Origin of the sequence: Amycolatopsis sp. NPDC052450 (assembly GCF_044547565.1) — a bacterium.
In the GTDB taxonomy this organism is placed as follows: domain Bacteria; phylum Actinomycetota; class Actinomycetes; order Mycobacteriales; family Pseudonocardiaceae; genus Amycolatopsis.
The window spans coordinates 114,733-133,990 of the sequence record NZ_JBIUAQ010000024.1 but is presented as its reverse complement, the minus strand read 5'-3'; the positions used below and the strand labels follow the sequence as shown (position 1 = coordinate 133,990).

Below are 19,258 nucleotides of genomic sequence, written 5' to 3'. Positions count from 1 at the left end.
TTCCCAGCTCATCCCGCCCAGCAGCCCGATGACCTTCATGCCCGCCATCGTGCCAGCGCCCCGCTGCAATGAAGGGGCCTTTCATAGCAAATTTTGCTATGAAAGGCCCCTTCATTGCACGGCCGGGGTCACGTCACGAGTCGAAGATCGCCTCGGCTCGAAGTTCGGGGACGACTTCGGCGATACGCACGTAATCGACGTCCTTGTGGATCAGCACGGCCTTGTGCCGTACCGCCACCGCCGCGATGAGGCAATCCATCGCGGAACGGACCCTGTGCCCGTCCGCACGGACGGCACGGGAGATCTCCGCCGCGCTCCTGAAGTCGATCGCGGGATCGACGCCCAGGTTCACGAAACCGGCAAGGGTCCGCTCAAGACGCGGAAGCGCCTCGGCGCTCACTCCCGCGAGCAGTTCCATGACGATCGGCTCGGAGGTCACGATCATCTTCGGCCGCGCGGCCAGCTCGACGACCAGATCCCTCGCACGCGTGGCACGCTTGCGAAGAAAATCGATCCACACCGAGCTGTCGATCAGGCACGGTTGGTCAGGAGGCATTGCGCCACTTGCGGTCCGCGGAGCCGTCGCGCATCTCGTCCAGATCCGCTTGCCAGCCGATCCCTTCCAGGCCCAGGATGTCGGCGGTCGTGATCACCGGCGCCGCTTTTCGCAACGCGAAATCCACCGCGTCCTTCTTGGTCTTGAACCCATAGCGATGCATCACCGCGGCGACCAGATCGTCGTCTATGTCGATATTGGTCCGACTCATACACCAACGATACACCAACACGGTGTATCGACTCAGAGCTCCAGGCCGTAGGCGATCAGGGTCACCCCGGGATGCGGCTCCCAGTCCCGGTCGGGCAGCCGCACGAAGCCGAGCCGCTCGTAGAGCCGGTGTGCCCGCGTCATCGTGACCAGGCTGCACAGCACCACCCTCGCCACGGCCAGTTCCCGCGCCCGCGCGAGGACCGCCCTGGTCAGGGCCTCACCGACGCCGCGCCCGGTCGCCGAGGGCAGCACCCCGAGCATGCGGAACTCCAGTTCGCCCTCGCGGGACAGTTCGGCGAACGGCGTGCCCGGCCGGGCGATGGTGACCGTGCCGACCGGGGTGCCGTCCCCGTCCACCGCGACCAGGAGTTCGGCCAGTTCCGCGCGGCGAGCGGCGTCGACGAGTTCGGTGGCGTAGCCCACGCCGTCGACGAGGCTCCGTTCCGCGGAGTACGCGGCCAGAGTGAGCTCCCCGACCGCCGTCAGCTCCTCGGGGCGGGCGGGCCGGATCTCGAGATCACTCACCGGTTTCCTCCTCTGTCGGCAGCGCGAGTTCGGCGGCGGCCTCGGGGCCGCTTTCGAGCAGCACGCGGAAGCCGTTCTCGTCGAGCACCGGCACCTTCAGCTGGACGGCCTTGTCGTACTTCGTGCCCGGCGCGTCGCCGACGACCACGAACGCCGTCTTCTTCGACACCGAACCGGCCGCCTTCCCGCCGCGGGCCATGATGTATTCCTTGGCCTCGTCGCGGGAGTAGTCGTTCAGCGAACCGGTGACGACGATCGAAAGGCCTTCGAGGTTGCGCGGAATGGACTCGTCGCGCTCCTCCTCCATCCGCACGCCCGCCGCACGCCACTTCTCGACGATCTCGCGGTGCCAGTCGACCTCGAACCACTCTTTCGCCGCACGCGCGATGGTCGGGCCGACGCCGTCGACACTGGAGAGCTCCTCCTCCGAGGCGTTCTCGATCCGTTCGAGCGAGCCGAATTCCCGCGCGAGCGCCTGCGCCGCCGTCGGGCCGACGTGCCGGATCGACAAGCCCACGATGACCTTCCACAGTGGACGGTCCTTCACCGTCTCCAGGTTGTCCAGCAGCTTGCGCCCGTTGGCCGACAGCTCCCCCGCCTTGGTGCGGAACAACTCCACCTGGAGCAGCTTTTCCTCGTCCAGATCGAAGATGTCGCCCTCGTCGTGCACGACACCGGCGTCCAGGATCGCCACCGCGGCCTCGTAACCGAGCACCTCGATGTCGAACGCGCCCCGGCCGCCGAGATGGAACAGCCGCTCCCGCAGCTGCGCCGGGCACGACCGCGAATTCGGGCAACGGATGTCGATGTCGCCCTCCTTCTGGTACGCCAGTTCGGTGTCGCAGTTGGGGCAGCGCAACGGCATGACGAACTCGCGCTCTTCACCGGTGCGCGCGTCGGCGACCGGGCCGAGCACCTCCGGGATGACGTCGCCCGCCTTGCGGATGACGACCTTGTCCCCGATCAGCACGCCCTTGCGTTTGACCTCTTCCTGGTTGTGCAGCGTCGCCATCGCGACCGTGGACCCGGCCACCTTCACCGGCTCCATCACCGCGAACGGGGTGACCCGCCCGGTGCGGCCGACGTTGACCTGGATGTCCAGCAGGGTGGTGATCGCCTCTTCCGGCGGGTACTTGTAGGCGATCGCCCAGCGCGGCGCCCGCGAGGTCGTCCCGAGACGGCGTTGCAGCGCGACCTCGTCGACCTTGATGACGACGCCGTCGATCTCGTGCTCGGCGTCGTGCCGGTGCTCGCCCCAGTATTCGATGTGCGCCAGCAGTTCCTTGCCCGAACCGAGCACCTTGCTGTGCGGCGAGACCGGCAGGCCCCACGCGGCCAGCGCGTCGTACGCCTCGGACTGCCGCTTCGGCTCGAAGCCCTCACGTTTGCCGAGACCGTGGCAGATCAGCCGCAGGTTGCGCGACTTCGTGATCTTGGGATCCTTCTGCCGCAACGATCCGGCGGCGGTGTTGCGCGGGTTCGCGTACGGATCCTTGCCCGCCTCGACCATCTTCGCGTTGAGCGCCAGGAAATCCTCGACGCGGAAGTACACCTCGCCGCGGACCTCGACCAGCGCGGGCACCGGGAACTCGTCCGTCGCCGTCAGCCGCTCCGGCACCTGCTCCAGCGTGCGGACGTTGAGCGTGACGTCCTCACCGGTGCGGCCGTCGCCCCTGGTCAGCGCCCGGGTGAGGCGGCCGTTCTCGTACAGCAGGTTGATCGCGAGCCCGTCGATCTTCAGCTCGGCGAGGTACTTCGTCGCGCCGATCTCCTTCTGGACCCGCTCGACCCAGGCTTCGAACTCCTCGGTGTCGAAGACGTTGTCCAGGCTGAGCATGCGCTCGAGGTGGTCGTGCGCGACGAATTCGGTGGAGAACGTGCCGCCGACGTTCTGCGTCGGCGAATCCGGCGTCACCAGCCCCGGATGCTCGTCCTCGATGGCCTGGAGTGCGTTGAGCAGTTCGTCGAACTGGCCGTCGGACACGATCGGTGAATCCAGCACGTAGTACCGGAACTGGTGGCCACGGATCTCCTCCGCCAGTTCGGCATGCCTTTCACGGACGTCGGCCGGCACGTCCGTGACGTCCTGCGCGGGCTCGAGGTTTTCGGGAAGTTCGCTGCTCACGGGGGTGACTCTAGTCGGGGGTACCGACATTTCCGGACAGCCTGCCGACCACCTCGCGCAGTTCCAGCAGGGTCAGCTGCCCGTCCTGGGTCTCGGTCACCAGCTCGACCTTGCGCAGCCGTTCGGCCGCGACCCGCTCACCCAGCGTGGCGTCCAGCGGCAGGAAGGTCATGGTCGTCCGGGTCTCCGGCGCGAGCTCGCCGATCAGCGGATGGAACACGGTCACGTCCACCCGTCCGGCTGATTCGTCCACCTTCGCGGTCACCCGCACGTCGGCGAGCGCGACGCGGGTCTCGCCGAGGTTGACGGTGACTTCACTCGGATCGGGGACCGGCGGCACGGAGTCGTGGTACTCCCAGATGGCGTCCTCCGGCGGCGCCGCGGCCTTCCACGCGTCGGTGTACGGGCGCAGTTCCGGATCCTCCTGGCCGGTCAGCACCAGCGAGTAGATCGCCCGGTGCCCCCGGTCGAGGGAGAAGTGCAGCCGGGGGTGCAGCGCCTCGACGATGGTGCAGAGGTCGTGTTCCACCCGGTGCGGTTCACGATCGCCGAGGGCGGCGCTGACCTCGGGCAGGAGCGCGAACCACGCCTCCCAGAAGGCCGCCGCCGCGGCGGCCGCGTCCTCGGGGACCGGCTGCTCGGGCCAGGCGGTGCGGGGGTCGGGAACGTCCTCGGACTTACGAGGTCGGCGGAACAAACGCATGAGAGGCACGCTACCGCGCCGTTCACCAGCCTTCAGGCGGTTCGGTGAAAGCCTTGCCGGCCTCCCGGCTGAGCGTGAGCGCGCGGCGCATCCAGTCGGGGGTGGCGCCCGCGAGACCGCACGCCGGGGTCGGCACGACCCGTTCGGCGAGGATCTCGCGGCGGAAACCCAGCCGGTCGACGAGTTTGAACACGGGCGTGACCAGGTCACGCAGCTCCACCGGCACGCCGGGATCGGTCGTGGGGACGAGCCCGAGCATCAACGTCGTCCCGGAGTCCAGCGTTTCGCCGATCTCGTCGAGCTGCGCGGGCGAAGCGCCTTTCAGCAGGGTGAAGTCGAAGGCGATCGCCTGCGCCCCCGCCGCGCGCAGCAACGAGATCGGCGGCTTCGCCGCGCAGCAGTGCACCGCGACCGGCTGCCCGGTGATGCGCTCCGCACCGGAAATCACCGTCGAGAGCAGCTCGCGTGCCTCCGGCGCGGGAACGGCGGGAACGGTGCCGTATCCGGACGCCGTCGGGAGATCGCCGGCGAGGACGTCGGGCAGCGACGGTTCGTCGAACTGGATCACCACCGGCGCGCCGATGCGCGACTTCAGTTCCGCGACGTGCCCGGCCAGTCCGTCGAGCAGCGACGCGGCGAAATCGCGAAGCGCGCCCTTGTCGGTGAGGATCCGGTGCCCGCGCGGGAGTTCGACGTTCGCGGCGAGGGTCCACGGCCCGGCGACCTGGATCTTGAAGGCGGGCGGCGCGGCGCCGGCCTTCTCCCTCGCCTCCTGGACGGCGTCGAGGTCCCAGTTCATCAGGTCGACGGCCCGGCGGTGGTCGTGCCCCGGGCGGGCGGCGACCCGGTACCCGCTCGGCACCACCTCGACGGCGAGGTCGACCAGCAGCGCCGCCGTCCGGCCGATCATGTCGGCCCCGACACCGCGGGCGGGAAGTTCGGGCATACAGGGGAATTCGGGCAGTTCGCCGAACACGATCGAAGCGGCCTCGACCGGTTCGGTACCGGGCAGGGAACCGATCGCGGTGGCCGCGCCGAGAGGCCAAGGTCGTTCGTTCACACCCGGATTCTCCCCTTGGTCCGACCTGAGAGGACGGCGGGGCGGGGGAGGACACGGACATTCGACGCAATTGCCGTCGACGAGCCCGTGACGGCGCCGAGCGGATTACGCTGACCTGCCATGACGAGCTCTCCACAGCCCGCCGGCTGGTACCCCGACCAGCAGAACCCCCGGATGTACCGGTGGTGGGACGGGCAGGCCTGGACCGCGAACACGCGGCCTTCGCACGACGCCGAGATGATCGAGCTGGACATCGAAGGCGCGCACGACCCGGCGAAGGTCCGGGCGCAGGCGGCGAGGGGGACCCAGGGCAGGAGCGGCGGGGCCACCGGCGGCGGCACCCTGTTCTCCGAACCCGTGCTGGTGGTCAACCAGCGCGCGAAACTCATCGAGATGTCGAACGAGTTCGGGGTGTTCGACCAGAACGGCAACCGCCTCGGCGGCGTCGTCCAGGTCGGGCAGAGCACGTTGAAGAAGGCCATCCGGCTGCTCACGAACTACGACCAGTTCCTCACCCACCGCTTCGAGATCCGCGACGCGAACCACAGCACCGTGCTGAAGGTGACGCGGCCGGCGAAGGTGTTCAAATCCCGCTTCCTGGTGACGAAGGCCGACGACTCCCCGATCGGTGAGATCGTGCAGGAGAACGTCTTCGGCAAGATCCGGCTGGGGTTCGTGGTCGACGGCCGGAAGATCGGCGGCATCTTCGCCGAGAACTGGCGGGCGTGGAACTTCGTCGTCAAGGACGACGCCGACGTCGAGATCGCGCGGATCACCAAGACCTGGGGCGGATTCGTGAAGGCCGCCTTCACCACCGCCGACAACTACGTCGTCGAGATCCACCGGCCGCTGCGGGATCCGCTGGCTTCGATGGTGGTCGCCTCGGCGCTGACCATCGACACCGCGCTGAAGCAGGACACGAACTGACACCTCCGCAACAAGTCACCTGGTTGCGGTAATCGGTGCGCGCAAGGACCGCAACCAGGTGACTTGTTGCGGCAGGCAAGTGACCGGGGTCTCACCCGCACAAGTGGACACTCGGCTTCCGGCGGCTCAAGGTGGAGGGACTGGGCGGCACGCCGGAGTGCGTCCGGGACGGAGGTCACCATGGAGCCGTTGCCCGAAGACGGCGAGCGGGACTGGGCCGAGCCAGGCGTCTACACGGTTTCGCCCGGGGTCCACCGGATCCCGCTGCCCCTGCCGCAGGACGCGCTGCGCGCGGTCAACGTCTACGTCGTCACCGACGGCACCCGGCTGGTCCTCGTCGACTCGGGCTGGGCGCTGGAGTCCGCCCGCGAGCGGCTTTCGCGCGGGTTGAAGGCGCTCGGCGCCGACCTCGGTGACATCGACGAATTCCTGATCACCCACGTGCATCGCGATCACTACACCCTCGCCGTGGAACTGCGCCGCGAGTTCGGCGGCAAGCTCGGGCTCGGGAAGCTGGAGGAGCCCTCGCTGACGCGCTCCGGCGATCCGGACCGGTTCCCGATGGAGGCGCAGGTCGGCCTGCTCGAACGTTGTGGCGCCGGACCCGTCGTCGAGGAGCTGGCCAGGGCCTTCGGCGGCGTCCGGCACACCGAGGCGCATCTGTGGGAGCAGCCGGACGAATGGCTCACCTCCGGCAAACGCGCGATCGTGCCCGGCCGCGAGTTCGACGTCGTGCACACGCCGGGCCATACGGCCGGGCACGTCGTCTTCGTCGACGACGAGGCGGGGCTGGTGTTCTCCGGCGACCACGTGCTGCCGCACATCACGCCGTCCATCGGATTCCAGCCGGTGCCCGCCGAACTGCCGCTGCGCGACTACCTCGACTCCCTGCGCCTGGTCCGCGAGATGACGGACCGGCGGATGCTTCCCGCGCACGGTCCCGTCACCGGCAGCGTCCACGCCCGCGTCGACGCGCTGCTGGAGCACCACCGCGACCGGCTCGAGGTCATGGGCGCCGAGATCACCGCGGACGTCACGACGGCGTACGAGGTCGCGCTGCGGCTGGGCTGGACGCGGAGGCAGCGCGAACTTCCCGACATGGACCCGTTCAACCAGATGCTCGCCGTCCTCGAGACCGGCTCGCATCTGGATCTGCTGGTGGCCCAAGGGAAACTCGCCGCGACCGAGACCGACGGAGTGCGACACTACGCCTCATGATCATCCGTCCAGCGCGCCGGGAAGACGTCGCGGCGATCGTCGGTATGCTCGCCGACGACCAGATCGGCAGCACCCGTGATTCCGTCGACGACCTCGCGCCATATCTGAAGGCCTTCGAAGAGATCGACGCCGATCCAGCGCATCTGCTGATCGTCGCCGACGACGGCGGGGAGGCCGTCGGCACGCTCCAGCTGTCGATCATTCCCGGACTGGCGAGGAAAGGCGCGCTGCGCGGGCAGATCGAGGCCGTCCGGGTGCGGGCGAGCCATCGCGGCTCCGGCCTCGGTGGCGACCTGATGCGGTGGGCCATCGACGAATCACGGCGGCGGGGCTGCGCCCTCGTGCAGCTCACGTCGGACGTGAAACGCGAGGACGCGCACCGGTTCTACGAGCGCCTCGGTTTCGAAGCCACGCACACCGGCTTCAAGCTTAAGTTCTGACCCCTCCGCCGCAATTCGTCACCTGGTTGCGGTAATTGCACGCGCAAGGACCGCAACCAGGTGCCGAGTTGCGGAAGGGGGTCTAGCGGGTCCCGGAGATCTTCGCGCTGCCGAGCACGAGGTCGCCTTCGGCCGCGTCGGTGCGGTACAGCACGACGACCTGCCCGGGCGCGACGCCGCGCAGAGGCTCACGAAGCTGAATGGTCACCGAGTCACCCGAAACCTCGGCGACCGCCTCGACGATCCCGCCGTGCGCGCGCACCTGCACCACACATTCGGTCGGGCCGTCCAGCGGCCGCTCGCTCGGCCAGATCGGGCGGTCCGCCTCGATCACGTTCACGCCGAGGTCCCGCGCGGAACCGACCTTCACGGTGCCCGAAACCGGCTCCAGCGAAAGCACGTAGCGCGGCCGCCCGTCCGGCGCCGGTGCCTCGATGCCGAGCCCCTTGCGCTGGCCGACGGTGAAGCCGTGCACGCCGGTGTGCTCACCGAGCACCGCGCCGGTCTCGGCGTCGACGAGCTGCCCGGGACGCTGACCGAGCCGCTTCTCCAGGAAGCTCTTGGTGTCGCCGTCCGGGATGAAGCAGATGTCGTGGCTGTCCGGCTTCTTCGCCACCGAAAGGCCACGGCTCGCGGCCTCGGCACGCACGTCGGTCTTCCACGAATCGCCCAGCGGGAACAGCGAATGCCGCAGCTGCTCCGGGGTGAGCGAGGCCAGCACGTAGGACTGGTCCTTGCCGGAGTCGACGCTGCGCCGCAGCTCCGGCACACCGTCCACAAGAGACAGACGGGCGTAGTGCCCGGTGGCGACCGCGTCGAAGCCGAGCGCCATCGCCTTGTCCAGCAACGCTTCGAACTTGATCTTCTCGTTGCAGGTGACGCACGGGTTGGGCGTCCGGCCCGCGGCGTACTCGCCGACGAAGGTTTCGATGACCTCTTCGGTGAAGCGCTCGGCGAAGTCCCAGATGTAGAACGGGATGCCGAGGATGTCCGCGGCGCGTCGCGCGTCGCCCGAGTCCTCGATCGTGCAGCAGCCCCGGGATCCGGTGCGCAGCGTGCCGGGCTTCGCCGACAGCGCCAGGTGCACGCCGACGACCTCGTGCCCGGCGTCCACGGCGCGCGCGGCGGCCACCGCCGAGTCCACTCCCCCGCTCATCGCGGCCAGTACGCGCATCTTCCTCACACCTCTTGCTTCTGCGTCTGCTTGCGCATTCCGGCGAGTCCCGCCTGCCTCGCCCTGTCGACGACGCCCGCGATCTCCTTCGAAACCGCTTCAACGTCTTCCGGTGCCGAGGTATGCCCGAACGAGAACCGCAGCGACCCGCGCGCGGCCGCGGGTTCGGCACCCATGGCCAGCAGCACGTGGCTCGGCTGCGCGACACCCGCCGTGCACGCCGAACCGGTGGAACATTCGATGCCCTTGGCGTCCAAGAGCATCAACAGGCTGTCACCCGCGCAACCGGGGAAGGTGAAGTGGGCGTGCGTGGGCAGGCGCTCGCCCTCGCCGCCGTTGAGCACCACGTCCGGCACCTCGCGCCGGACGGCCTCGATCAGGTCGTCCCGCAGTTCGGCGACGCGCTTCGCGTACTCCTCGCGGCCCTCGACCGTGGCCTTCACCGCCGTCGCGAACGCGATCACCGCGGGGACGTCGAGGGTGCCCGAGCGCACGGCTCGCTCCTGGCCGCCGCCGTGCAGGACCGGCACGCACGCGGTGTCGCGGCCGAGCAGCAGCGCGCCGATGCCGTACGGGCCGCCCAGTTTGTGCGCGGTCAGGGTCAGCGCGGCCACGCCGCTCTCGGCGAAGCCGACCGGCACCGCGCCGACGGCCTGGACGGCGTCGGTGTGCAGTGGAATGTCGTGTTCGGCGCAGACCGCGGCGAGCGCGGCGATCGGGTTGACCGTGCCGACCTCGTTGTTCGCCCACATCACGGTGGCCAGCGCGACCGTCTCGGGGCTGTCGCCGATGGCGGTGCGCAGCGACTCCGGAGTCACCCGGCCCGCCTGGTCGACCTCGACCCAGACGATCTCGGCACCCGCGTGCTGCTCCAGCCACTCGACGGACTCGAGGACGGCGTGGTGCTCGACGGTGCTGCACAGCACCCGGTTCCGCTGCGGGTCCTCGCCGTTGCGGGCCCAGAAGATGCCCTTGACCGCGAGGTTGTCGCTCTCCGTGCCGCCGGCGGTGAAGATCACCTCGGACGGCCGGGCGCCCAGCGCCTCCGCGATCACCTCGCGGGCTTCTTCGACCCGGCGGCGGGCCCGGCGTCCCGAGGAATGCAGCGCGGAGGCGTTGCCCACTGTGGACAGCGCCTCGGACATCGCCGCTACGGCTTCGGGCAACATCGGGGTGGTCGCCGCGTGGTCGAGATAGGTCATCGCACCTTTCAGGGTAGCCCGCTCCGGGGCGTGACCAAGCCCACCCTGCTCAGCGGGTGGCGCCGCTCATACCGGACGGCCACCGGCCGGTCACCCGCACCCCGAGCAACGCGATGCCGGTCAGCACGACCGAAAGCACCACGATCGCCACCGAAGGCTCCTTCGCCGACGCCAGGGAAGCGAGCAGAACTCCGCCCAAACCGATGGTCAGAGCCGATCCGACCCAGTCACCGAGTTGCAGCGCCGAGGTGTTGAACCCGCGTTCGGCTTCCGGCGAGTAGCGGAGCAGCAGTACCGAGATCGCGGGCATCGCGATACCCATTCCGGCGCCGCCCACCGCCGACGCCACGAACGCCATCCAGCTGGGGAACGACGGCAGCGGGACGAAGACGAAGATCGCCAAACCGGTCGCGACCAGCGCGAACCCGGTCCGCAAGGACGCTTCGCGCGACCAGTCCAGCATGCGGCCCTGCAGCATCGAGCCCGCCGACCAGCCCAGCGCGGTCACCGTGAGCGGCAGCCCGGCCAGCGCGGGGCTGTAGCCGTGGACCTCGGTCATCGTGAGCGGCAGATAGGCCTCCATCCCGGCGTACGCGCCGGCGATCAGCGCGCGCGAGGCGATCACTGTCGGCAACCCCGGCCGCGACGTCAGTGTCCCGGCGGGCAGGAGTTTGCGGAGGGCGTACGCGAGGGCGAAGAGACCGGCGCCGCCGTAGGCCAGGGCCGCGAGGGACGGATGCTGCGCCGCCCAGGTGAGCGCGGCGACGCCGAGGGCGGCGACCACCGCGGGCACGACCCCGGCCCGGCTGGCGGACTCGCCGGGTACGTGGGCGGGCAGCTTGCGGGTGACGACGACCAGCAGCGCGAGCCCGATCCCGGTGAGCGGGATCAGTCCCAGGAACACCCAGCGCCAGCCGAGGCTCACGGTCACCACGCCCGCGACCGAAGGACCGATCACCGCGGGCAGCACCCACGCGGCGGCGTTGGCGGCGTAGATCACCGGGCGTTCGCGGTCGCTGAAGGTGAGCGCGATCAGCAGCGACACCGAGACCAGCAGGAGACCGGAACCGAAGCCCTGCAATCCCCTGCCGAGCAGGAGCAGCGGCATGTCGTGCGCGAGCCCCGCGACCAGCAGCCCGGCGGCGAACAACGCGGTACCGGCGAGCAGCGCGGGCGCCGGGCCCCTGCGGTCACCGAGGCGTCCGGAAAGGACGGTCGCGACCACGCTGGCGACCAGGAAGGTGGTGAAGGGCCAGGCGTACAGCGCGAGGCCGTCGAGATCGGCGACCATCGTCGGCATCGCGGTGGCGACGCCCATGCTCTCGAACGCGATGAGGGTGACCATGAGCAGCAGCCCGATCGTGGTCACGCGGTGCTCAGGTGTCCAAAGCACACCCTTCGGCTTGGCCTTGTCCCCAGTGATCGTCATACGACGAGCCTGCAACCTCCAGTTCGGTGGAGGTCAAGCGCTGACGGACTCCAGGCGCAGCTCACGCGCCAGCACGGCGGCCTCGCCGCGCGAGGTGACTTCCAGCTTCCCGAGGATCTTCCGCACGTGGAACTTCACCGTGTGTTCGGTCAGCGCCAGCTCTTCGGCGATCTGCCGGTTCCGCTTCCCGCGCGCGATCCCGGCGAGGACTTCGAGTTCACGCGGGTTCAGCCGGTCGAGCGGGCGCAGTTCGGGCGTTTCCTGGACACCCAACGGCAGGACGGCGGTGATCGTGGCACCCCAATCGGGTACCGCGTCGACCTCCCAGCGTCCGCCGAGCGGGGTGATCCGCTCGGTGAGACCGGTGGCGGGTACGGCGCGGGCGACGTCCGGGCCGTCGTCCCGCACGGTGACCCGGAGGCTCTCCCCGTCGATCCGCCAGGACGCCCGGACGCGGGTGCTGCCCCGCTCCAGCGCGGAGAGCACGAGGCCGCGCGAAACCGTGCGCGCGGTGTGCGCGATGTCCTGCGGGAGCGGCCGTCCGTCACCCGGCCCGTCGAGCTCGACGGTCACGTCGTTGTGGCGCACCAAGGGATCCAGCTGCGTGACAAGGGTGTCGAACGCCTCCGACGCCGGCTCCGCCGAGAGTTCCTGATCACGGTCCGCGATCGAGCGCAGTTCGACCAGCGCGGTCGCGGCGAGGTCGGTCGCGGCCTGCCGGGCGGCGGCGTCGCCGAGCCGCCGTGATCGCAGCACCGAGAGCAACGACGTCAACGCGGTCGCGTGGGTCTGCCCCAGATCGGTGATCGCCCGCGCCCGCGCGGTCGCCGCCGCGATGTTGCTCTCCAGGACCGCGGGCTCGGGGTCGGTGGCGCGCTGGGCGGCGGTCACGCTGACGATGTCCCACAGTTTGGCGACGAACTCGAGCGCGCCGTCCGCGGGCGCGTCCTCGGCAGGGACGAGCGCGATCATCGCGCCCTTGCCGATCACCGGGGCCGAGGTCAGGACGACCAGTTTCCGGCGTTTCCCGCCGAGTGTCTCCTCGGTGACCACCGCCTTGCCCGGAACGCCGAACGAACCGAGCCGCTGGAGCTCCGCGCTCGTGACCGCGCCGGTGATCGCCGGATCGCCGTGGACCTTGATCGGAAGGCGGGAGCAGTCACCGGTCTCCATGGCCGCCGCGCGATGCGGCAGGACGGCCGCGGCCGTCGCGGAGAAACGCGGCAGGAGTTCGGGGCGCGGAGCGGCGAGCATGTACTCGACCTGGCTCAACACGTGCAGCGGGTCCATGCGTCCACAGTAGGCGCGTCCCGGCGCGGGCACGCTGCTCTCCCGGCTAGTGAACACTGCTCGTCCGACTGGTTCGGGCGACGTCCGGGCGCCGGTTGACTGATCGCAGCGAAGAAATCCCGATAGGAGTGAACATGCGAGCGATCACCATCACCCAGTACGGCGAAGCGGACGTCCTGGGGCTTGCCGAGGTCCCGCTGCCGGAGCCCGGCCCTGGCCAGGTGCGGGTCGCGGTCAAGGCGGCCGGTGTCAACCCGATCGACTGGAAGATCCGGTCCGGCGCCATGGCGGAGATCCGCCCGGTCGAGTTCCCGCACATCCTCGGCCTGGAACTGGCGGGTGTGGTGGACGCGGTGGGCGAAGGCACCGGTTTCGCCGTCGGGGACGAGGTCTTCGGCTGGTCCGACACCGGCACGTACGCGGAGTACGCGCTGGCGACCAAGGTCACCCGCAAACCCGCCGGGCTTTCGTGGTCCGAAGCCGCCGCGCTGCCCATCGCCGGTGAGACGGCGTTGCGGGTACTGGGCGAACTCGAGGTCAAGCCGGGCGCGACGATCGTGCTCCACGGTGCGAGCGGCCAGGTCGGCCGGATCGCCACGCAGGCCGCCGTCGCACTCGGCGCCACGGTCATCGGGCTCGCCGGCGCTTCGTCGCTGGACGAGGTGAAGGCGCTGGGCGCTCTCGCGGTCCAGTACGGCGACGGCTGGGTGTCGCGGGTCCGTTCGGCGGCACCGGACGGCGTCGACGCGGTCTTCGACGCGGCGGGCTTCGGCGTTCTGGGTGAGTCCGTCGAACTGCTCGGATCACCCGACCGGCTGATCACCATCGCCGACCCGTCGGCGTACGCGCAGGGGCTGAAGTTCTCGGCGGGCGGTTCGGAAAGCGCGGCGGTGCTCGAGGATCTGGTCTCGCGGGACCTGAAACTGAAGCTGGGCTCAAGCTACGCGCTGGCCGATGCCGCCGAGGCGCATCGGGAGAGCGCTACCGGTCACGCGGGCGGGAAGATCACGCTGACCTTCGACTGACGGCCGCGCGAGCCCACCGGCGGCTGCAATGAAGGGGCCTTTCATAGCAAATTTTGCTATGAAAGGCCCCTTCATTGCACGCGGGCCGCCCCCACCGGCCACTGCCCTGGGCAAGTGTCATGAAAGGGTCGTTCAGGACATACGCGCTACGGAGAGACCGTCTCGGAAGCCGACTGCACAGAAGGAGCGGCCGGAGCCAAGACCGGAGCCGCGACGCGCCGCCGCCGCTGCACCGGGATCTGCACCCGCCCGAGCGCCGCCTGCACCGCGGATTCCGCCAGCAGGGCCAGTTCCCGCCGGTCCGAGGCGCGGCCCGGCGCGATCTCCGGGCACACGTGCACCTCCAGCACCAGACCGCGCAGCGCCGCGACCCGCCGCAGTGAGGCGATGAGCGACTCCGGCCCGATGAACGCCGGCTGGGTCGTCTCCCGCCCGTCGGCGAGCCGGAAGCGCAGCGCCAGCGGCCGCACCGGGACCCCGCCGTCGATCGCGGCCTGGAAGGTCGCCGGGCGGAACCGGCCCGAACCCAGACCGCACCAGGTGGTGCCCTCCGGCGTCACGCTGACGAGTGATCCGCCGCGCATCGCATCGGCGAGTTCGTCCATCGTCGCGGGCAGGCTGCGCAGGTTCTCCCGGTCGAGGAAGATGCTGCCGCCGCGGCGCACCAGCAGGCCGAGCACCGGCCAGGCGCCGACCTCCTTCTTCGCGAGCGCCCGCATCGGCTGCACGGCGTTGACCGCGATGATGTCCAGCCACGAGATGTGGTTGTTCACCACCAGCGCGCCGCGGCCGGGCACGGCGCGGAACCGCTCGTCGCCGAGCACGCGCAGCTTCACCCCGAACGAGCGAAGGATCCCCACGAAAAGCAGGCGCACCAACCGTTCCCGGGGCATGCCGCGCAACACGAGCACCAGCGGTGCCGACAGGAAAGCGCCGAAGATGACGCCGATCGCCGCGGTGAACCGCAGTACGCGCCAGGGGAACGCCACCGTCGGCGCCCCTTCGCTCAGGCAGCCGTCGCCGCACGGCGACTTCGGCATCCAGGCGTGAGTCATCCCTGCACTCCCAGGAAGAACTTGAGGTACCGCTCGTCGACGTTGTGCAGATCCAGCAGGACGAAGAAGTCCGCGACACCGAAGTCCGCGTCGAGCGCGGGCGGGCCGTAGATCTTCGCGCCCAGGCGCGTGTAGCCCTTGATGAGCGGCGGGAGGATCGCGCGGGCCGGCCGCTCGAGACCTTCGGTGCGCCAAGGGTTCAGTGGCGTCACGCGGAGGGATTCGTCCGCGTAGTGCTTGGCGCGCAGGACATCCCAGACGCCGGCCGCGTACACCCCGCCCTCGGTCAGCGGCACGGAGGCGCAGCCCGCGAGGTACCGGTGGCCTGCCAGCAGCATGTAGCGCCCGATCCCCGCCCAGACGAGGCTCACCACGGCGCCGCTGCGATGGTCGGGGTGCACACACGAGCGACCCGTCTCGACCAGCGACGGACGCAGTGAATCGAGCGCGGTGAGATCGAATTCGCTGTCGGAGTAAAGCTTTCCCGCCAGCGCGGCCCGATCGGGCGGCAGCATCCGGTACGTGCCCACGATCTCGCCGGTGTTGTCGTCCCGCACCACGAGGTGATCGCAGAACTCGTCGAAGTAGTCGACGTCGAGGCCGGGTTCGAGCGAATTGAGCGTCGCGCCCATTTCCTCGGCGAACACCTGATATCGAAGGCGTTGCGCGGCAACGACTTCTTCGTTCCCGTTGGCCACGAGGAGGGAGTAACGCGGCGCGTCGGCCGGGAGTTCGACACCTGCCTGGTCAGTACTGACGAGGAGCTGTGACGTCGTCATAGCCAAGGTCTACCCCTCGGGGGGTACCAACGACAATGCGCCTGATGGCCGATTAGTGCACGTTCAGTTAATTGCGGGTTCTCAGGGTTCTCTCAGGCTGGAACATCACTTTCGGATCACAGAAAAGGGGCCGCCCGGGAAAGAAATCCCGGACGGCCCCGCTTCGAACGAAGGACTCAGCCCTTGCGCTTCTGGACCTCTTCGGTCAGCTGCGGCGCGACGTTGAACAGGTCGCCCACCACACCGAAGTCGGCGATCTCGAAGATCGGCGCCTCGGCGTCCTTGTTGACCGCGATGATGGTCTTCGAGGTCTGCATACCCGCTCGGTGCTGGATCGCACCGGAGATGCCCAGCGCGATGTACAGCTGCGGCGAAACCGTCTTACCGGTCTGGCCGACCTGGAACTGCGCCGGGTAGTAGCCCGAGTCGACGGCGGCGCGGGAAGCACCGACAGCGGCACCGAGCGAGTCGGCGAGCGTCTCGACGACGTCGAACTTGTCGGCCGAGCCGACACCGCGGCCACCGGAGACGACGACCGAAGCCTCGGTCAGCTCCGGCCGGTCACCGCCGACGATCGGCTCCACGCCGGTGATCTTGGCGGACTTCGCCGGGTCGCCCGCGGGGACCTCGACGGTCTCCTCGGCGGCCGCGCCTTCGGCCGGGGCGGCCTCGACCGCGCCGGGGCGGACCGAGATGACCGGGACACCCTTGGTGGACTTGGACTTCACGGAGAACGCGCCACCGAAGATGGACTGGTCCACGGAGCCGTCGCCGTTCACGCCGACGGCGTCGTACAGCAGACCGGAGCCGAGGCGGACCGCGACACGGGCGGACACCTCCTTGCCCTCGGCGCTGGCCGCGACGAGCACGGCGGCCGGGGAGGTCCGCTCCGCGAGCGCGGCGAGGACGTCCACCTTGGGGGTGACCAGGAAGCCGGTGGCGTTGTCACCCTCGGCGACGTACACCTTGGCGGCGCCGTGCGCGGCGAGGGCTTCCTTCGCCTTGGCGGCGGTGCCGGTCGGGCCGACGACGACCGCGGACGGCTCACCCAGTTCACGAGCCGCGGTCAGCAGCTCGAGCGTGACCTTCTTGACTTCACCGTCGACGTGGTCGACGAGGACGAGTACTTCAGCCATTTCCCTATTCCTCCTCGAAACCTGTCTCAGATGAGCTTCTGCGCGACCAGGTAGGCGGCCACCTTGCTGCCGCCGTCACCCTCGTCCTCGACGCGCTCACCGGCGGTGCGCGGCGGCTTCGGGGAGGCTTCGAGCACGGACGACCAGGCGTTGCCGAGGCCGACCTCGCCGGCGTCGATGCCGAGGTCCGCGACGGTCAGCGTCTCGACCGGCTTCTTCTTCGCGGCCATGATGCCCTTGAAGGAGGGGTAGCGCGGCTCGTTGATCTTCTCGCCGACGCTCACCACCGCGGGCAGGTTCGCCTCGAGGTGCGTGACGCCGTCCTCGGTGTAGCGGTCGGCCTTGATCGAGGTGCCGTCGACGGTCAGCTCGTTCACGTGGGTCAGCTGCGGCAGGCCGAGCAGCTCGGCGATGATCGCCGGCACGGCGCCACCGCGGCCGTCGGAGGCCTCGTTACCGGTGATGACCAGGTCGAAGCCTTCGACCTTCGAGATCGCGGCGGCCAGCACCTTGGCGGTGGCGATCGCGTCGGAGCCGTGAAGGGCCTCGTCGGAGACGTGGATGGCCTTGTCGGCACCCATGGAAAGCGCCTTGCGGATCGCGTCGGTCGCGCGGTCGGGACCCACCGAGACGACGGTGACCTCGCCCTCGCCGGCTTCCTTGATCTTCAGGGCTTCTTCGACGGCCTTCTCGTTGATCTCGTCGAGCACGGCGTCGGCGGATTCGCGGTCAAGAGTGTTGTCGGCACCGGAGAGCTTGCGCTCCGAGTAGGTGTCCGGTACCTGCTTGACCAGGACAACGATGTTCGTCATGGGTCTACTTCGACCTCCCGTTAGTGGCCGGCGTCGGCCACGGGGCAACAGCTCTACTGGCCGGTAGATTAGGGCCATTTCAGCGCCGCGGCCCGCCGAGGTGACCTCATTCACCTGGATGCACGTTTTAGTGGGACCATCGTCCAGGTAATTCACCCGGAAGTGAGTGTAACCGGGCGACTAACCCGAACGGCCGTATTCCGGGGTACTCCCGGTGCGTGCGACGGGCTAACCTGCCCCACCATGCGTTCCATGCCCGGCCCCGTCGCCGTGATCACGGACTCGACCGCCTGCCTTCCCGTCCCGGTCGCCGAACGCTGGGGAATCGGCGTCGTTCAGGTCCAACTGCAGGTCGGAGAGCAGTTCGACGAAGAGAACCGCTACGACCGCGAGGACATCATCGGCCGGCTGCGGGCGGGCACGCCGGTGAAGACGGCGCCGCCCGAGGTCGCCGCGTTCTTCTGGGCGTTCCAGGACGCCGCGAGCAAGGGCGCCTCGGCCATCGTCAGCATCCACATCTCCGGCCGGATGTCGGAGACGGTGAACGCCGCCCGCGAGGCCGCCCAGCAGGTGAGCGTCCCGGTCCACGTCCTCGACAGCGGGACCACCGGGATGAGCCTCGGCTTCGCGGCCACCTCGGGGGCCAAGGTCGCCGCCGCCGGCGGGCAGGCCACCCGGGTGATCGACGCCGCCGAACGCCGGTTCCGCGGCAGCCGGGAGATCCTCTACGTCGACACGCTGGAGTTCCTGCGGCGTGGCGGCCGGATCGGCGCCGCGCAGGCGTTCCTCGGTTCGGCGTTCTCGATCAAACCCCTGCTGACGCTGAAGAACGGCGAGGTCGCGCCGCTGACCCGGGTGCCGGGGCAGCGGCGCGCGCTCAACAAACTCGTCGACCTCGCGGTGGAATGCGCGGGCGACCGGGACGTCGAGGTGGCCATCACCAGGTTCGGCCCCGACGAACGCGACCTCGAGATCGGCGGGCGGCTGCGGGCGCGGCTGCCCAGGATGGTCGACAGCACCCTGGTCGACGCCAGCATGATCCTCGGCGCCCACCTCGGCCCTGGCGCCATCGGCATCACGGTGTCGCCGGTGTAGCCCCTTCTTTGGGAATCGACACCCGCGAAGGGATCAGCGCCACCACCACCGGGAGCACCGCGCCCAGCGCCGTCGTCGCGACGATCAGCACCTGGTCCACCGGCTCGAAATGCGAGACGTGGCCGAGGTGGTAGAGGAAGTGCGGCAGTCCGAAGAGGAAGGTCGCGAGTGCCGCCAGCCTGGCCACGGCGGTCGTGCCGATCACGGCGGCGCCGATCAGGATGGCGGCGAGCGCCAGGTTGAGGCCGCCGAAGTCGCGGATCAGGTGTTCGTTGAAGGGGCCGTCCATCGCCACCCAGCCGGTGCGGAACCCCGGGAAGTCCCGGTAGAAGCCGTCCGGGCTGAACAGCGGCCACAGCCCAACGGGCAGTTCGATGAGACCGAAGACGACGAGCAGTACGCGGGTGAATGTCCTTTGCATACCTCCTGGACTGCGCAGCGCCGCGAAACGTGACACCGCAATTCGTCACCTACTTGCGAGGGCCGCCCTCCGC

Annotated in this window: 20 protein-coding genes; 5 read left to right on the top strand and 15 right to left on the bottom strand. The window is 69.5% G+C overall.

Annotated elements, in window-relative coordinates; genetic code table 11:
* Window positions 1-133: 133 nt before the first annotated feature.
* Genes ACIHAO_RS31335 through ACIHAO_RS31310 form a run of 6 tightly spaced genes read right to left on the bottom strand, consistent with a single transcriptional unit; the run spans window position 134 to window position 5,182 of the window.
* Entirely contained in the window at window positions 134-556 is a 423-nt protein-coding gene (locus ACIHAO_RS31335) for a PIN domain nuclease (protein WP_396563896.1), read from the bottom strand.
* Entirely contained in the window at window positions 546-767 is a 222-nt protein-coding gene (locus ACIHAO_RS31330; protein ID WP_396563894.1) for a type II toxin-antitoxin system VapB family antitoxin, read from the bottom strand. The genes ACIHAO_RS31335 and ACIHAO_RS31330 overlap by 11 nt, the downstream gene beginning before the upstream one ends.
* Before the next feature lie 32 nt (window positions 768-799).
* On the bottom strand, window positions 800-1,294 hold the full coding sequence (locus tag ACIHAO_RS31325) for a GNAT family N-acetyltransferase (RefSeq protein WP_396563892.1): 495 nt from the start codon (window positions 1,292-1,294) through the stop codon (window positions 800-802).
* A complete protein-coding gene (gene ligA / locus ACIHAO_RS31320; protein ID WP_396563890.1) occupies window positions 1,287-3,419 on the bottom strand; it encodes an NAD-dependent DNA ligase LigA in 2,133 nt (710 codons plus the stop codon). Before ligA ends, ACIHAO_RS31325 begins: the two co-directional genes overlap by 8 nt.
* Window positions 3,420-3,429: 10 nt before the next feature.
* The gene (locus ACIHAO_RS31315; protein ID WP_396563888.1) at window positions 3,430-4,122 is read right to left on the bottom strand and encodes a hypothetical protein; all 693 of its coding nucleotides are present in this window, start codon (window positions 4,120-4,122) and stop codon (window positions 3,430-3,432) included.
* Window positions 4,123-4,144: 22 nt separating this feature from the next.
* The gene (locus ACIHAO_RS31310) at window positions 4,145-5,182 is read right to left on the bottom strand and encodes a methionine synthase (protein WP_396563886.1); all 1,038 of its coding nucleotides are present in this window, start codon (window positions 5,180-5,182) and stop codon (window positions 4,145-4,147) included.
* A 120-nt stretch (window positions 5,183-5,302) separates the two neighbouring features.
* On the opposite strand from ACIHAO_RS31310, the gene ACIHAO_RS31305 reads away from it, so the two are divergent.
* The 3 genes from ACIHAO_RS31305 to ACIHAO_RS31295 all read left to right on the top strand — a co-directional run bounded on the left by ACIHAO_RS31305 (window position 5,303) and on the right by ACIHAO_RS31295 (window position 7,767).
* On the top strand, window positions 5,303-6,109 hold the full coding sequence (locus tag ACIHAO_RS31305; protein ID WP_396563884.1) for a phospholipid scramblase-related protein: 807 nt from the start codon (window positions 5,303-5,305) through the stop codon (window positions 6,107-6,109).
* A 180-nt stretch (window positions 6,110-6,289) separates the two neighbouring features.
* Window positions 6,290-7,327, top strand: coding sequence for an MBL fold metallo-hydrolase (locus ACIHAO_RS31300; protein ID WP_396563882.1), 1,038 nt, complete (start codon window positions 6,290-6,292; stop codon window positions 7,325-7,327).
* Window positions 7,324-7,767 (top strand): GNAT family N-acetyltransferase, encoded by a 444-nt coding sequence (locus ACIHAO_RS31295; protein ID WP_396563880.1) that lies wholly within the window; start codon window positions 7,324-7,326, stop codon window positions 7,765-7,767. The genes ACIHAO_RS31300 and ACIHAO_RS31295 overlap by 4 nt, the downstream gene beginning before the upstream one ends.
* Before the next feature lie 82 nt (window positions 7,768-7,849).
* Here ACIHAO_RS31295 and mnmA read toward each other — a convergent pair whose 3' ends face one another.
* The 4 genes from mnmA to ACIHAO_RS31275 are packed head-to-tail and all read right to left on the bottom strand — an operon-like array spanning window position 7,850 to window position 12,862.
* The gene (gene mnmA / locus ACIHAO_RS31290) at window positions 7,850-8,941 is read right to left on the bottom strand and encodes a tRNA 2-thiouridine(34) synthase MnmA (RefSeq protein ID WP_073848121.1); all 1,092 of its coding nucleotides are present in this window, start codon (window positions 8,939-8,941) and stop codon (window positions 7,850-7,852) included.
* A gap of 5 nt (window positions 8,942-8,946) precedes the next feature.
* The gene (locus tag ACIHAO_RS31285; protein ID WP_396563877.1) at window positions 8,947-10,143 is read right to left on the bottom strand and encodes a cysteine desulfurase family protein; all 1,197 of its coding nucleotides are present in this window, start codon (window positions 10,141-10,143) and stop codon (window positions 8,947-8,949) included.
* A 49-nt stretch (window positions 10,144-10,192) separates the two neighbouring features.
* Window positions 10,193-11,587: an MFS transporter gene (locus ACIHAO_RS31280; protein ID WP_396563875.1), complete on the bottom strand. Its 1,395-nt coding sequence runs from the start codon at window positions 11,585-11,587 to the stop codon at window positions 10,193-10,195.
* Between the two features lie 18 nt (window positions 11,588-11,605).
* The gene (locus ACIHAO_RS31275; RefSeq protein WP_396563873.1) at window positions 11,606-12,862 is read right to left on the bottom strand and encodes a LuxR C-terminal-related transcriptional regulator; all 1,257 of its coding nucleotides are present in this window, start codon (window positions 12,860-12,862) and stop codon (window positions 11,606-11,608) included.
* 134 nt (window positions 12,863-12,996) lie between these two features.
* On the opposite strand from ACIHAO_RS31275, the gene ACIHAO_RS31270 reads away from it, so the two are divergent.
* Window positions 12,997-13,887 (top strand): NADP-dependent oxidoreductase, encoded by an 891-nt coding sequence (locus tag ACIHAO_RS31270; protein ID WP_396563871.1) that lies wholly within the window; start codon window positions 12,997-12,999, stop codon window positions 13,885-13,887.
* Between the two features lie 146 nt (window positions 13,888-14,033).
* On the opposite strand, the gene ACIHAO_RS31265 is transcribed toward ACIHAO_RS31270, so the two are convergent.
* The 4 genes from ACIHAO_RS31265 to ACIHAO_RS31250 form a co-directional block, all read right to left on the bottom strand.
* Complete coding sequence (locus ACIHAO_RS31265; protein ID WP_396563869.1) at window positions 14,034-14,942, bottom strand: lysophospholipid acyltransferase family protein; 909 nt, start codon at window positions 14,940-14,942, stop codon at window positions 14,034-14,036.
* A complete protein-coding gene (locus ACIHAO_RS31260; protein WP_396563867.1) occupies window positions 14,939-15,721 on the bottom strand; it encodes a GNAT family N-acetyltransferase in 783 nt (260 codons plus the stop codon). The genes ACIHAO_RS31265 and ACIHAO_RS31260 overlap by 4 nt, the downstream gene beginning before the upstream one ends.
* A gap of 176 nt (window positions 15,722-15,897) precedes the next feature.
* The gene (locus tag ACIHAO_RS31255; RefSeq protein WP_396563865.1) at window positions 15,898-16,857 is read right to left on the bottom strand and encodes an electron transfer flavoprotein subunit alpha/FixB family protein; all 960 of its coding nucleotides are present in this window, start codon (window positions 16,855-16,857) and stop codon (window positions 15,898-15,900) included.
* Between the two features lie 26 nt (window positions 16,858-16,883).
* Window positions 16,884-17,669 (bottom strand): electron transfer flavoprotein subunit beta/FixA family protein, encoded by a 786-nt coding sequence (locus tag ACIHAO_RS31250; protein WP_396563863.1) that lies wholly within the window; start codon window positions 17,667-17,669, stop codon window positions 16,884-16,886.
* A 243-nt stretch (window positions 17,670-17,912) separates the two neighbouring features.
* Here ACIHAO_RS31250 and ACIHAO_RS31245 point away from each other — a divergent pair, with 243 nt between their 5' ends.
* The gene (locus ACIHAO_RS31245) at window positions 17,913-18,764 is read left to right on the top strand and encodes a DegV family protein (protein WP_396563861.1); all 852 of its coding nucleotides are present in this window, start codon (window positions 17,913-17,915) and stop codon (window positions 18,762-18,764) included.
* Here the strand turns inward: ACIHAO_RS31245 and ACIHAO_RS31240 are convergent.
* Window positions 18,745-19,185 carry a hypothetical protein gene (locus ACIHAO_RS31240; protein ID WP_396563859.1) on the bottom strand — a complete coding sequence of 147 codons (441 nt, stop codon included), beginning with the start codon at window positions 19,183-19,185 and terminating at the stop codon, window positions 18,745-18,747. The genes ACIHAO_RS31245 and ACIHAO_RS31240 overlap by 20 nt on opposite strands.
* Window positions 19,186-19,258: the final 73 nt, after the last annotated feature.